At 39.7% G+C, this 13767-nt stretch carries 13 protein-coding genes and 1 riboswitch; of the genes, 7 read left to right on the top strand and 6 right to left on the bottom strand.

Annotated elements, in window-relative coordinates; translation table 11 throughout:
• Nucleotides 1-286: 286 nt before the first annotated feature.
• Nucleotides 287-595, top strand: coding sequence for a hypothetical protein (locus ACIQXN_RS07175; protein ID WP_402963865.1), 309 nt, complete (start codon nucleotides 287-289; stop codon nucleotides 593-595).
• A gap of 169 nt (nucleotides 596-764) precedes the next feature.
• Here the strand turns inward: ACIQXN_RS07175 and ACIQXN_RS07170 are convergent, their stop codons facing one another.
• The gene (locus ACIQXN_RS07170) at nucleotides 765-2738 is read right to left on the bottom strand and encodes a transglycosylase domain-containing protein (RefSeq protein ID WP_402963862.1); all 1974 of its coding nucleotides are present in this window, start codon (nucleotides 2736-2738) and stop codon (nucleotides 765-767) included.
• 283 nt (nucleotides 2739-3021) lie between these two features.
• Between ACIQXN_RS07170 and ACIQXN_RS07165 the strand changes: the two genes are divergently transcribed.
• Nucleotides 3022-3546 carry a universal stress protein gene (locus ACIQXN_RS07165; RefSeq protein ID WP_402963859.1) on the top strand — a complete coding sequence of 175 codons (525 nt, stop codon included), beginning with the start codon at nucleotides 3022-3024 and terminating at the stop codon, nucleotides 3544-3546.
• 39 nt (nucleotides 3547-3585) lie between these two features.
• Here ACIQXN_RS07165 and thiT read toward each other — a convergent pair whose 3' ends face one another.
• On the bottom strand, nucleotides 3586-4167 hold the full coding sequence (gene thiT / locus ACIQXN_RS07160) for an energy-coupled thiamine transporter ThiT (protein ID WP_402963856.1): 582 nt from the start codon (nucleotides 4165-4167) through the stop codon (nucleotides 3586-3588).
• A gap of 99 nt (nucleotides 4168-4266) precedes the next feature.
• A riboswitch (TPP riboswitch) is annotated at nucleotides 4267-4369 on the bottom strand.
• 250 nt (nucleotides 4370-4619) lie between these two features.
• Between thiT and ACIQXN_RS07155 the strand changes: the two genes are divergently transcribed.
• The 4 genes from ACIQXN_RS07155 (at nucleotide 4620) to ACIQXN_RS07140 (ending at nucleotide 8876) form a co-directional block, all read left to right on the top strand.
• Nucleotides 4620-5507: a cation diffusion facilitator family transporter gene (locus ACIQXN_RS07155; RefSeq protein WP_402963853.1), complete on the top strand. Its 888-nt coding sequence runs from the start codon at nucleotides 4620-4622 to the stop codon at nucleotides 5505-5507.
• A 222-nt stretch (nucleotides 5508-5729) separates the two neighbouring features.
• Nucleotides 5730-6839: an ATP-binding protein gene (locus ACIQXN_RS07150; protein ID WP_402963851.1), complete on the top strand. Its 1110-nt coding sequence runs from the start codon at nucleotides 5730-5732 to the stop codon at nucleotides 6837-6839.
• A gap of 235 nt (nucleotides 6840-7074) precedes the next feature.
• Entirely contained in the window at nucleotides 7075-8412 is a 1338-nt protein-coding gene (locus ACIQXN_RS07145) for a hemolysin family protein (RefSeq protein WP_402963848.1), read from the top strand.
• A gap of 302 nt (nucleotides 8413-8714) precedes the next feature.
• On the top strand, nucleotides 8715-8876 hold the full coding sequence (locus ACIQXN_RS07140; protein WP_402963845.1) for a hypothetical protein: 162 nt from the start codon (nucleotides 8715-8717) through the stop codon (nucleotides 8874-8876).
• Nucleotides 8877-9012: 136 nt separating this feature from the next.
• Here the strand turns inward: ACIQXN_RS07140 and uptA are convergent, their stop codons facing one another.
• The 4 genes from uptA to ACIQXN_RS07120 all read right to left on the bottom strand — a co-directional run bounded on the left by uptA (nucleotide 9013) and on the right by ACIQXN_RS07120 (nucleotide 11487).
• Nucleotides 9013-9648, bottom strand: coding sequence for an undecaprenyl phosphate transporter UptA (uptA, locus tag ACIQXN_RS07135; RefSeq protein WP_402964669.1), 636 nt, complete (start codon nucleotides 9646-9648; stop codon nucleotides 9013-9015).
• Between the two features lie 181 nt (nucleotides 9649-9829).
• Complete coding sequence (locus ACIQXN_RS07130; RefSeq protein WP_402963842.1) at nucleotides 9830-10003, bottom strand: hypothetical protein; 174 nt, start codon at nucleotides 10001-10003, stop codon at nucleotides 9830-9832.
• A gap of 106 nt (nucleotides 10004-10109) precedes the next feature.
• On the bottom strand, nucleotides 10110-10823 hold the full coding sequence (locus ACIQXN_RS07125) for a FixH family protein (RefSeq protein WP_402963837.1): 714 nt from the start codon (nucleotides 10821-10823) through the stop codon (nucleotides 10110-10112).
• Between the two features lie 88 nt (nucleotides 10824-10911).
• The gene (locus ACIQXN_RS07120) at nucleotides 10912-11487 is read right to left on the bottom strand and encodes a YitT family protein (protein WP_402963834.1); all 576 of its coding nucleotides are present in this window, start codon (nucleotides 11485-11487) and stop codon (nucleotides 10912-10914) included.
• 592 nt (nucleotides 11488-12079) lie between these two features.
• Here ACIQXN_RS07120 and ACIQXN_RS07115 point away from each other — a divergent pair.
• The gene (locus ACIQXN_RS07115; protein WP_402963831.1) at nucleotides 12080-13432 is read left to right on the top strand and encodes a hemolysin family protein; all 1353 of its coding nucleotides are present in this window, start codon (nucleotides 12080-12082) and stop codon (nucleotides 13430-13432) included.
• Nucleotides 13433-13767 lie beyond the last annotated feature (335 nt).

Below are 13767 nucleotides of genomic sequence, written 5' to 3'. Positions count from 1 at the left end.
CTTTGCTCCACTGGGCAGAACAATCAACTTATCTTCAATAAAACCAAATTGACCAATAGTATCCTTCGTTCTTTTCCTAGGTACTATGACATCGCCATTCTTTATCACTGTTAGTATGTGCCTTATCTTCCATCAAGTCTAAATTTTCTAATAGGTTTTAAAATGATATACGCGGGTAAATATACATCATAACCCACTTACAAAAACAAAAAGATAAAATATTACGGCACAAACATTTTGATTTATGCTTTTCAAAAAAGTATATAAATTAAAGGAGTAAACAACAATGAACAAAGTAATTTCTGCTGATATTAAAACAAATAAAAGGTTATCCATGCGTCAAATCATGAACCTATATCAAATAACAAAGGAATTTAAAGGAAATATTTATTTTATCTGCAATCATAAAATGGTCGATGCTACAAAACTTTCTACTTTTGTCTCATTCGTCCTCATCCTACAAGAATGTGTAAATATGAAGGTTATCTTGGAAGGACAAAATGTCCATGCAATGTTGGATAAAGTTCAAGCTATTTGCAAAGAAAATGATGAAAATGAATTAAGCTTTCAGTCCAACCAAACCGTTGGCATCTAATAAATAAAAAATCAGATTTAGAAGAGGTGTTAGAAAATGAGAACCATTTTAACCATTATTGGAGCAATCGTCGTTATCGGTGTAATTGTAAACTTCATTTTTTAATGAATGAAAAAAGACTGTCCACATGTGACAGTCTTTTTTTTGTGTCGAGTAGGTTCTTTCCCTCTTACCATGGGATATCCCATGATTTCCATTTACCTAGCCCTTCTTTAATTTCATTTCCCTTATCAATCCAGTATTGCTTTCTTTCCTCTTCTTCTTCCTTTTCTTTCTGTTCAGCTATCAACGGTCCGATATCTTCTGCATGGAAGGATTCGGTCGTTTCGTTCTTTAATGCCTGAGCCATGATTTTTTGAAAGATGATTGCACTTCCCTGGCTGCTGTGTGTGGTTAGATGATGTTTTTTGTCCGTTTTATCATAACCGGCCCATACAGCACCTACTAAATTAGGTGTATAACCAACGAACCATTGATCCTTCACCCCAGAAATGCCTTCAATCGGCACCTGCGTCGATCCTGTCTTTCCTGCGACTTCATAGCCAGTGACAGCGGCATTTTCGGCCGTTCCATATTTCACTGTCCCAAGAAGCATCGCATTCATCTTGTCAACGACATCCTTAGAAGTTACCTTTGTCTTTTTTTCCTTCCAGACCGCGATCTCTTTTCCATCCGCATCTTCAATCTTGATAATGGCATGAGCATCATAACGGTTACCCTCATTGGCAAATGCAGAAAAGGCTCCTGCCATTTGCAGTGGAGAAACGCCCTTCTCCATACCACCTAAGGCAATCGACAGATTACGGTCGTTCTTTTCGTAAGGAATTCCGAACCGCTTGAGTGAATCCAATCCCTTATCGATACCAATTTCATTTAACAGCCAAACAGTCGGTACATTTAAGGAATTCATTACTGCTTCATACATAGGCACTTCCCCTTTGTATGTACCATTCAAATTGGTTGGTTCATAATTCCCGAACTTCATCTTTTCATCTTTTATAGAATCCGTGATTTCATATCCTTCTTCAATCGCAGGAGTATAGGCCACGAGCGGTTTAATCGACGAACCAGGGGATCTCTTCAGCTGTGTTGCCCGGTTGTATCCCATGAATTGGTGTTCTCCCCTGCCTCCTACAAGGGCCTTTATGCCTCCAGTCTTAGGTTGAAGGAGGACCGTTCCACTTTGCACCAGTTTGTCATCGCTTGTCCCGGCAGGAAAATTGCCATCTTCGCTATAGACCGTTTCTGCTGCCTGCTGCATCGGTTGATTTAGCGTAGTATGGATTTTATAGCCCCTTGTCAGCAGTTCTTGAAGTTCCAAGCCATACTTACTGGTGGCTTCCGATAGGACATGGTCCACATAATAAGGATATTTCCCCTTTAAAGGATCTGTATTTTCACCTAATAGAAGTGACAATTTCTCCTTTTTGGCAGAAGTGGCTTCCTTTTCGGTCAAATATCCATGTTCAGTCATCCTAGAAAGGACCAAATCACGTCTCTTGACCGCACCATCAGGATTTTTATACGGGTCTAACTTCGAGGGCAGGTTAATGACCCCCGCCAGTAAAGCTCCTTCGGCGATGGTTAATTCTGAAACATCCTTGGAAAAATAGATGTTTGCCGCCTTTTTAAGTCCCCAGGCACCATGCCCAAAGTAAACCTGGTTCACATACATTTCCAAAATCTCATCTTTCGTATACGTACTTTCCATTTCCTGAGCGATAAAAAACTCTTCTATCTTCCGTTTCAGGGTACGATCTGATTCAAGCATTGTAATTTTTACAAGTTGCTGGGTAAGTGTACTTCCGCCTTCAACTACGCCTTTCGCCTTGACATTTTTCACCATGGCCCGCGTAATTGCTTGATAATCGATACCATGATGTTCATAAAAACGGTGATCCTCAATGGAAACGACCGCTTGGATGACATGGTCCGGTATTTCCTCTATCGCGACGCCTTCAGATTTATTAGCCGTAATGGTACTTGCTACATTCCCATCCTCATCATAGATCTTTGTCGGCTGCTGAAGTTGATCCTGAAGATTACTTATATCCACAGTTTGTTTAAAATAAATGAACAAACCAACTCCCACTACCACAATGATTGATAAAATTATCAGACCTATTTTCAATAACCCTTTCATTTGAACCCCCATTTTCCCAGATGCGACATGCTTCATTAAAAATATTTTACCCTTTTTATGAAAGATAACTCTTGCAATGGGTTAAAAGACAAAGTTTTATCTTACAAACATTTTTCCTTTAATCCTTTTTCCATGCAAAAGTACATGCATCGTATGTATGTCTAGTTATTCCACATACCCTTTACCCTCATTTATTAATCAATATACCTTTGAAAAAAGGGATGAAGCCAAAAAAAATGGGTATATAACCTGTAATGACATAATATGGGGAGAGATGATCGATATGAAGGAATTGAAACGAATTGTCACCGCGTATGATGGAAATGAAGATAGTAAACGAGCAATAGAATACGGAGCTACACTAAAAAGGGCCTTTCCTGAAGCTGTACTGACCATTGTTCAAGTTTTGAATGAAAAGGGGGAAAATCGAATTATCGAAAGTGCATCCGCTCCAGGATTCGTCCCGGCAGCAGGCTTTTATGTCGACCCCTCACAAACACATCCCGTTACAGAAGTGGAACATCAGCTTCAAATGAGGGCTAACGATACTCCCTCGGTTTTTGAAAATAACGCAAGAATCGCCGAAAGTAACTTACTAAGCCTGCTAAACGAATACAATATTAAAGGGGAAATTGAGATATTGGAAGGTAATGCCCCCGATAGTATATGTGCCTACGCAAAGCAAACGGATGCCGATCTTATCATCGTCGGCAACAGTTCCAAAAGTGGCTTGGAACGATTCTTCCTTGGAAGCACAAGCAGTTCCATTGCCAAGCATGCACCTTGCTCGGTATTTATTGCAAAATAAAAATAAGGGCCGGCTCATTCTTGAGCCGGCCCTTTTCTCTTAATAGGCTTTTCTCATCAATACTTTCGAAGCAGCCGAGTAAAGCGCCATTACCACGACCGCTGATAAGATGAAACTAATCAGCATATATGTCCCATTGTAGATTAATGAATAAAGAACGACTGGTTGTCCTTCTGGCGCATATTCACCAAAGAAAACGATACCTGATGTAAAATGACAGATAAACCTCAGAATACTGCCCACGAACATGCCGACTATTCCAAATAATTTAGCTTTCATAAGGTTCTCCTCTTTATAATTATTCACGAATCCATTCATGAATAATCCAGAAATCCCAACGACGGTAAAAGCAAGGAAATAATCAATGAAGCCTTGAAGGGGTGTCATAATTTGAACCGGCGTAGCGACTATCTGCAAAAGGCCCAATAATAAACCGGTTGCCATTCCACCCTTGATCCCCCAGCGATAGGCCATCAAGAAAATTGGCACCATGGCAATGGAAATCGATCCCCCCTGCGGCCAAATTCTTGCAAAAACAAATCCGGAGACTAAATCCAACAGTAATGCCAATGCAGAAAAAATAGCGATCTCTGTCATGAATAATGTTTTATTTTTCATCATCTCTCACCCTTCTCCACGTGCAAAAGTGCCCATGAGTTCCCATGTTGCTTTTTTGGCATACAAAAAAGCAACACCAGGGCGGTAATGGATGCCCAGTATTGCTATCCAAAACCACATCCCTACGCTAGTACTAACTAACAGGTTCATAGGGTCTGAACTCAAACGTTCACTCTCAGCCATCTTGGCTCCCCTTGTGGAAGTATTTAATTTTTAATCCTCGGTTAGAATATACTACTAGTTTCAATAAATAACAAGTAGATAAATGCAAAGAAATTCATTTAAATTTCCCTTTTATTGGTTTTATTTTTTCATACAACCAACTTCTTTTTATATCTTCAATACACATGCCATAAGCCAAGTTAGATGGATTAAGTCGACAATTTTTCTATAGACTCACTAGGCTTTGTTTTGATATCTTTATTAAGGCTATTTTTGCACGAGGGGGAAAAGACATGGATAAACATTCAATTTCTGCTGAAAAGGGTGCCTATATCAGTATTGCCGCATATATATTCTTGTCAGCCCTCAAATTAACATTTGGTTATTTTGGTGACTCCAAGGGCCTTTGGGCAGATGGATTAAATAACACAACCGATATCATCGCCTCTGTTGCTGTATTAATAGGTTTAAAAATATCAAAGCGACCACCTGATGATAATCATTCATACGGTCATCTGAGAGCTGAAACCGTCGCTTCATTGGTTGCTGCCTTCATCATGATCACGGTTGGCCTACAGGTCATATACAGTGCCATAGAATCTTTCTTCTCACAGAATAAGGAAGCTGTACCGGATATGTTTACTGCTTACGTCGCTTTATTCTCCGCCATCTTCATGTACGGAGTCTATCGCTACAATTTAGCTTTGAGCAAAAAGACAAAGAGTGCTTCCATCCAGGCTGTTGCACAGGATAATCGTTCGGATGCTTTGGTCAGCATCGGCGCTTTCATAGGCATCATCGGGGCCACAATCGGAATCTCATGGTTGGATGCCGTTGCTGCATTGGTTGTGGGAATGATGATTTGTAAAACCGCTTGGGATATTTTCCATGCCGCTTCACTCTCTTTGACGGATGGGTTCGATGAACAACATCTACAAGAAATCGGTCAAACCATCCTGCTAACGGATGGAGTGAAGGATATGAGTGAAATCAAAGCTCGAATGCACGGAAATGAAATCCTTGTCGAAGCTACCATTCATGTCAATCCGCTTTTGACCGTCATCCAAAGTCACGATATCACTGTGAAAGTGGAAGAAAACCTTCTAAAGGAACATGGCGTTAAACATGTCATCGTTCATATTGAACCATATGTCTTTCAAAAAAAAGGTACCCGTCATTAAGTTGCGGTACCTTTTTTTTAATATACAATACCTTATTTTCACGTTATTTACCTGCAATTAATAGATCACCACAGAATTCCTGTACTTTTCCCCCCTTAAATGAGTATTTAAAGAAAGCTTTTAATCTGGTATTATTAAAAACGTATATAACATTCTGGAAGTATATGCTAATTAATTCATTAAAAGTAAATAAATTCATTTTCCTACACGATGGAGGGCAAAATGGTATTGAATCGAGAAATGACTCTTCACTTCCTATCTTCTCATAAAACTACTATCCTTTCCGAATGGAAAGAGCGCTTGAAACATTTACCCGATGGTTATATAGACTTTTTTGAAGAAGAAATAGAAAAAATTTTAAATTCACTGATGAAACAACTGAGAGATACAGATACTAACATGGATGAGATGCTAAAGGATTTAGGAGAAAAAATTTCAGCTAACCGAGTCAAACAACATTTAAATATGGATATTTTCTTTTCTATAACCTCGATTGGAAGGTCTATCATCATCGATCAATTTCTAAATTATGAGATCGTTAAAGGAGAAATATCTGCCGTTATCCATCAGGTGAATTCATATTTTGATAAAATCATTTATTTCGCTCTATCCAGTTTCACGGATTTGAAGACGAAGCAGGTCGCGAAGCAATATCAGCTGATTAATCCTAATCATAAAGACCGCTTGACACTATTGGGCCAAATGACATCGAGCTTTGTCCATGAATTTCGGAATCCCCTCACTTCGATAATGGGATTCGTTCAATTGCTGCAAGCCGAACAGCCTGAAATCAAGTATTTGGATATCATTTCAAAAGAATTAGACCAACTTAATTATCGGATTACACAGTTTCTTAATCTTTCCAAGAAGGAAACGGATTCTTCGCAAAATGAAATATTCCCAATCGCTTCCTTAGTAAAGGAAGTATTGGAATTTCTATACCCTAGCATTTTAGAAGCGAACGCTTCCATATCCTGTAAGGTCGATGAGGATGCCGAGATCGTGGGGTCTAAAGAGGAATTCAGACAAGTATTGCTTAATATCATTTTAAATGCGCTAGATGTTGTAGCCGATTTGCAGCAACCAGTTATAGACATCTCAGGTTCGGTATCCTCGGGTTTCCTAACCTTGAATATTTCCAATAACGGACCAAAGATACCTGACGAGGTCCTCCCTAGCATCTTTGAACCATTTATCACAACTAAAAAAAGGGGCACGGGGTTAGGCCTTTTTGTTTGTAAAGAAATCATCCTGAAGCATCAAGGCACATTGACTTGTCATTCAACAGACTTCTTAACTACATTCACCATACATGTAAAAACTAAATCATAAGTAAAAATCACCATATCAAGGCAAGTAGTGTGTAATTTTTGACTGATTCCCTTATAGTTCCTTATACTATAATGAGGTGATATGTATAATTGTACGGAAAAATCATTTTAGCAAAATAATTGTATCTTACTTTTTTATAAACAATTATACAATTCATTCATATTTGTTTTTGGGAGGTGACTGGGATAATTTATCCGTTTAGCAAAATGAACGGTTCGATTTAATCCCTCACTAATTGGACATATTTAGTTTAGCCTTAGTCATAATCTTAATCGCTTTAACCGCTTTTTTCGTCGCTTCCGAATTTTCCATCATTCGGGTGCGAAGTTCGAGAATCGATCAGTTAATTGAAGAAGGTAATAAAAAAGCTTTAGCAGCTAAAAAAGTGACATCGGATCTCGATGAATACCTATCAGCAACACAGCTCGGCATTACCGTGACTGCCCTAGGACTTGGGTGGCTTGGACAACCAACAATCTTTAAATTGATAGAACCTTTATTCGAATTGCTACATATCCCAGAAAATGTAACAGGTGTATTGTCATTTCTTATCGCATTTTCCCTGATGACCTTCTTGAATGTCGTTGTAGGTGAACTGGCTCCTAAAACTGTTGCCATTCAAAAGGCGGAAGAGGTTGCATTGGCCATCGCCAGCCCTTTGATTTTCTTCCATAAAATTGCCTTTCCGTTCATCTGGATATTGAACCATTCGTCTCGCTTTGTTGTTGGATTATTTGGTTTCAAAGCTGCTTCTGAAAGTGAACTGGCTCATACGGAGGAAGAATTGCGTTTCATTTTGTCAGATAGTTATAAAAGCGGGGAAATCAATCAATCCGAATTCAAATATGTAAGCAATATATTTGATTTCGATGATCGTGTAGCCAAAGAAATCATGGTTCCAAGAACGGAAATCCTGACCATCTCTAAAGATGAGACGGTTCAGGGATTCGTTGATGTTGCCAAAATGGAAAAATACACACGCTACCCCGTAGTCGAAGGTGACAAAGACCATGTCACTGGCTTGGTCAATTTGAAAGAAGTTTTTTCCGATCTTATCAAAAACCGTGATATCCAATCCAAAACGATTGAAGATTATACTCGTCCGATCATTCGGGTCATGGAAAACATTCCGATTCATACTTTATTGCTAAGAATGCAAAAAGAACGGATTCATATGGCCATCTTGATGGATGAATATGGTGGCACATCCGGACTCGTTACCGTTGAAGATATCCTGGAGGAAATTGTCGGGGAAATCCGTGATGAGTTCGATATCGATGAAGTGCCTTCCATTCGTAAAATCAAGGATGGGCACTATATCTTGGACTCCAAGCTTCTAGTAAAGGAAGTAAATGATTTACTGGGGATTCACCTGGATGAAGAAGATGTCGATACAATCGGTGGTTGGATCTTAACCGAGAATTATGATGTAGTCGTCGGTGATGTCATGGAAAAAGACGGTTTCTGCTTTAAAGTAATTGAGATGGATGAACATGCCATCCGTTTTATAGAAGTGACAAAAAAGGTGGAGCAACTAACGCTTGAGGAAAACCTTCCACAGGATCAAGACTAAAAAAGATGGCCCTTTCATATCAGGGCCATCTCACTCTAGACAAACTCGAGGAAAATCGAGTTTGTCTTTTTTATGGCTTTGTACAATTAGAACGTTGATTTCCACTTCATGCACTCGCTTTCCGCGGGCGGTCGGGGAGCCTCCTCGGCTTCGCCTTCGGGGTCTCCCCTAGACCTCTTTTCCCGCAGGAGTCTCGTACCTTCCGTTCCAATCAACTTGTTTCACCTCTAAAATTGTAACTTTTGCCTAGAGTATTTTGTTTTAAAATAGAAGTATGAAAACCTGAGGCGATGAGGCTAAACATGATTGATTCTTTCAGCAAAATCAAACCGAACCATCGTAAAATGGATGCTCCCATTGACTTCACTTTCATTTATGACTTGTTGAAAGATATATATGAGGTAGACACCATTTCAAAAGGGGCTCTGAATTTTTCAATTCGCCCCCTTTTGTCTACAGTCTGAGGGGATGTCTCATAAGTCCTTTTCCGAGTAAAATAACGCAAAATTGAAGAGGCAGAAATGTTGTTAAATCAACATTTCTGCCTGTCTTTATTTATTCACTTTAGGCTTACCTACCCTTTTGGTGACAGCCCCTTTTTTACGTTCTCTTATTAGGGAAATGCCCCACTTTTTTGACTGTGACGATTGGTGGTGGGCTTTTTTTCTTCCAAATGATATACAACATGATTAAAACAAATGAAAAACCTGCCACGGGAATTAAATAAGGAGTAGTGAGTTCTCTAATCTGTTGCCAATTCTCCCCTAGAAGCCGTCCTAGCGAGAGGAATACAATGGTCCAAGGGATGACCGCGGCAACCGTATAAAAAGTGAATTTCCATACGGACATCCGAGCGATTCCAGCCGGTATCGAAATGGCATGGCGGACGACCGGAATGAAGCGGGCCGTGAAAACCACCCCCACCCCATATCGCTCGAACCATTCTTCGGCCATTGCGATATGCTTTTCTTTGATGAATATATATTTTCCATACTTTGAAAGGAATGTCCGACCTCCATAATAACCGGCCCAATAGAGAAATAACTGGGCGATCGTCCCTCCAACCACACCTGCAATAACTGCCAAAAGAAAATTCATTCTGCCCAACCCGACTAAATAGCCACCATATCCAAGCACAAGTTCACTAGGGATGACTTCCACCATCAGCCCCAATAAAATCCCTATATACCCCATATCCGCAAACCAATTCAGTATTCTCATGATAAGCTCTGACATCATGTTTTTATACTCCCTTTACCGGCTAATTTGACACGGTTGTCCTTCTATCCTATTGCGGGAGTATCCCTTCTATTCAATTTTTCAGAAGAAGCTCTACCTTTCTTGCTTACTTTTTCAATACTTCAATCTTTTTTCCACAAAAAAAAGACCAGCTCGCAATTCCCCGGTCTCCTTCTTATTAACATTCTTTCATTTCCATTTTTTGAACATATCGAGAAAAAACCGCTGTTGACTGTAAGGCGAGTAAGGATGAATCAGTTTGAGAAATATTCGTGAAAATCTCCTGACGTGATTTCGTTTTTTTAATGCGGATTCCGAGATTTTTGTACTTGTTCATTATTTCATTCTTCATGCTTACTCTCCCTTCCTGCTGTATTCTTTATCCTTTACGTTCCCATTAAAGGTTGGGCTAAAACCTCTCTGGAGAAATCCTTAACAAAAGTAATATATTACCAATATTATTTGACCTGTAATGTCTGCAGCTGATGTTCATGGACTTCTTCTTTTTCCACATGCACTTGGACCCTATAGGTTCCTGCTTCGTCAAATGAAACGTTATTTAGATATATCCCTTTTTCTTCTTCTTTTGCGTTCGTGAAATGACTTTCGTCACTGCCTTCTTTCCACACCTCGAAATGAACATCTGCATCAGTCAAAGGCTTTCCATCCATATGTACATTAGCTTCAAAAGTGGAACTGTTTCCAGCCTTCACCGGGTTGCTATGAAACTCGATCAATACATCCGACCTTGGATGTACCGCTGTGCCTTCACTCTCATTGTCCGTAATGATAACTTCCTTTTCCGGCATCACATGCTGGCCTTTGGCGGTTACATGGGCAATGACATGATACCTCCCTTCTTTCCCAAAGGTGTGCATCACCTGATAGGTCCCGCTTCCCGTATTCTTCGCCGCTAACATTTCACGCTTATCCTGTCCCGATTTTCTCACTTCAAAAAGGACCTCGCCAGCTTCGTTTACAAGATGACTTCCTTCTTTTACTGTCGTTTCAAGAATGACCTCTTTTCCGGGAGCCCGTGTTCCTTTGACGGCTATGGTAGCTTCCATCGTTTCCGGAATGATATTGCTCACTTCTTTATCTTCAGGTTTTTCGGTTTCCCGACATCCAACTAACGCTAACATTAATACGGCACATAGATAAAATTTCTTCATCGAAAACTTCCCTCTTCTTCCTATTAAACCGATTATTCGGCCGTTTTATTCCCCATCTTTCCCAACTAACCGGTTTATATACATTTTTTTAAGAGGCGGTCCGCATTACGGTCACTGAAGTCAGCATGGCCACCGCAATGATGGTCAAGAAGGAATAAAAAAATACCGCCCAATCCACTACGCTTAACCCAAACAAGAGGACACATCCATCGATAAAGAAAATTAACACACCGGCATTAAGCCCGCTTTTCCTCGAAATGATCTGCGCTAGCATATCCGTCCCACCTGTCGAGGTTCCATATCGAAGCATGAGCCCAACTCCAAGCCCGATCAATCCCCCTCCGATTATGGCACTAATATAGATGGGAAGATTCCAGTCAATGACGGCTTCGGAAAAGATATCGATGCATAACGAAGAAAAAAGCAGGCCATGTAAACTGTTGAGAAATAGTTTTTTTTCGTAGTACCATGCATATATATATAGGGGAATACTACTTAGAATCACTCCTAACCCAGTGGGAAGCCCTAAGAAATAATGAATGATTAAGCCGATTCCGATCATGCCGCCATCCAACAAGTGGTATGGTATGAGAAAAAAGTTGATGCCAACGCCTACAAGCAAACTTCCAGCTATAATGGCGGCCATCTTTTCCATTATCATCATGAGCCCACATCCTTTATAATGGATAATCTTGTCCAATTCATATATCCTATGTATGGAGATGCTAAAAATTAATGAAACTTAGCTTTTTATTTTTTTATATGAATAGCCCTTTAATTTTCTGAATATTCCATTATATAATGGTTATAGAAAAGGAAATGGTCAAAAATCGTCAAATAGTGAAACAAAAGAACCTTTTACAAGCTATATCCACCATTTTACGTCTTTTAAGCAATTTGACTGTATGGCTAACTCTTTCTATAATGAAAGTATTTAAATCAATTAAACTGAGGTGATTGGGATGGGACATTAAAGAATGTTCGTTTTGACGGACGGACGTGGCTTTGCCTGGCGAAAAAGTGTACGGTACTAAATAATCTTGCTTGTATTTTCCTTGCAAAATTCTTCTTTTTCCCGTCTATCCATCGCTATAACACATATACTAGTACTCTATTCATTTAAAAACCGGAGTTAGGCAAGGGAACTCCAGCCCGTATTTAACTTTTCAGCACGACAAAAAAAATATACTTGTATATTTTAAAAATGTAGGAGGTGGACTCCTTATTCGTCTCACAGGCGATGTAAGGGAGACTTTTTGGACATAATAAACTTGGTACTCATTGCCATTTTAATTGCTTTAACAGCATTTTTTGTAGCTTCGGAGTTTGCGATTGTTAAAGTGAGAAGCACGAGGATCGATCAATTAATTGAAGAAGGCAAGCCGAATGCCCTGTCAGCAAAGATGGTCACATCCAATCTCGATGAATACTTGTCAACGTGTCAACTTGGAATTACAGTTACCGCCTTAGGACTTGGGTGGCTTGGAGAACCGACTGTTGAAAGTATTTTAGGCCCGCTTCTCATTCAATTGAATATCCCTGAATCCGCTTCACATATCCTTTCAATTGCGATTGCCTTTTCTTTAATTACCTTCATTCATGTGGTGGTAGGAGAGCTGGCGCCAAAGACAATGGCCATTCAAAAAGCAGAGCAAGTAACCTTGTTCATTGCCAAACCGCTCATTGGTTTTAACAAAGTCATGTATCCTTTCATCTGGGTACTGAATGGCTCGGCACGAGTGCTAACAAGAATGTTTGGTTTAAAAGCGGTTTCTGAACATGACTTGGCTCATACGGAAGAAGAGCTTCGAATCATTGTTACAGAAAGCTATAAAAGCGGCGAAATTAACCAATCTGAGTTTAAATATGTGAATAAAATTTTTGAGTTTGATGATCGCATAGCGAAGGAGATCATGGTCCCTCGTACTGAAATCGCTACGATTTCTAAAGATGATACCATACAACAATTTTTCTCCATCATGTCTGAGGAGAACTTCACTCGTTATCCAGTTATCGATGGTGATAAGGACCATATCATCGGGCTGGTCAATATCAAGGAACTTTTCACTGAAATGATAGATAAAAAAAATCAGGCAACATCGACGATCAACCGTTATGTTCGTCCGATCATTCGCGTCATCGATAGCATTCCCATTCACGATTTACTTTTAAAAATGCAAAAAGAACGTGTTCACATGGCCATCCTCATGGACGAATATGGCGGTACATCAGGATTGGTGACCGTCGAAGATATCCTTGAGGAAATCGTCGGGGACATACGGGATGAATTCGATTTAGATGAAGTGCCTGATGTTCGTAAAGTAAAAGAAAACCATTATATTATCGATGCGAAGGTATTGGTCAGTGAAATCAATGATTTACTTGGAATCGATATCAATGATGAAGACATCGATACGATGGGCGGCTGGATTCTTACCGAGAACTACGAAGCCAAACAGGGGGATATCCTGACTTATGGCCCTTACCATTTCAAGATTAAGGAAATGGAAGACCACCATATCAGCTATATCGAAATCTATAAACCCATAAAAGCAGTAACCGAAGTTAAAGATTTCCCCTTAATGTCACAGACTGAAATCGTTTCCTGATAAAGACCCCGCCCTATTCATTAGGACGGGGTTTTATTCTACCCATACATCATGGTGTCCCCATGATTTCTCTTCCGTTTTGGTACATGAATCAAAAAGCTTTCATATTATATAAGAAATCCCCCTCTATTTATATGGGTTGAGGTATAGTTCGACCTTCCTTGTTTCATACTGTTAAAGAAACTATATTAAGAAGGAGTGAAGACTGATGAAAGTCATAACCATTTGCCAGCAATGCAAGGGAAAAGGCAAAACTCGCTATCTACAGTTTTTTTCACGGAACTGCAATCACTGCAAAGGACAAGGAAAAACGGTCAAAGATATGTCCAATTCTG

This window comes from Peribacillus sp. NPDC097295 (genome assembly GCF_044761665.1).
GTDB lineage: Bacteria > Bacillota > Bacilli > Bacillales > DSM-1321 > Peribacillus.
This window is presented reverse-complemented; position numbering and strand designations above follow the sequence as displayed.

Coding starts and splice junctions, on each gene's coding strand:
- ACIQXN_RS07175 (WP_402963865.1), top strand. CDS start 287: ATGAACAAAGTAATTTCTGCTGATATTAAAACAAATAAAAGGTTATCC.
- ACIQXN_RS07170 (WP_402963862.1), bottom strand. CDS start 2,738: ATGAAAGGGTTATTGAAAATAGGTCTGATAATTTTATCAATCATTGTG.
- ACIQXN_RS07165 (WP_402963859.1), top strand. CDS start 3,022: ATGAAGGAATTGAAACGAATTGTCACCGCGTATGATGGAAATGAAGAT.
- thiT (WP_402963856.1), bottom strand. CDS start 4,167: ATGATGAAAAATAAAACATTATTCATGACAGAGATCGCTATTTTTTCT.
- ACIQXN_RS07155 (WP_402963853.1), top strand. CDS start 4,620: ATGGATAAACATTCAATTTCTGCTGAAAAGGGTGCCTATATCAGTATT.
- ACIQXN_RS07150 (WP_402963851.1), top strand. CDS start 5,730: ATGGTATTGAATCGAGAAATGACTCTTCACTTCCTATCTTCTCATAAA.
- ACIQXN_RS07140 (WP_402963845.1), top strand. CDS start 8,715: ATGATTGATTCTTTCAGCAAAATCAAACCGAACCATCGTAAAATGGAT.
- uptA (WP_402964669.1), bottom strand. CDS start 9,648: ATGTCAGAGCTTATCATGAGAATACTGAATTGGTTTGCGGATATGGGG.
- ACIQXN_RS07130 (WP_402963842.1), bottom strand. CDS start 10,003: ATGAAGAATGAAATAATGAACAAGTACAAAAATCTCGGAATCCGCATT.
- ACIQXN_RS07125 (WP_402963837.1), bottom strand. CDS start 10,823: ATGAAGAAATTTTATCTATGTGCCGTATTAATGTTAGCGTTAGTTGGA.
- ACIQXN_RS07120 (WP_402963834.1), bottom strand. CDS start 11,487: ATGATGATAATGGAAAAGATGGCCGCCATTATAGCTGGAAGTTTGCTT.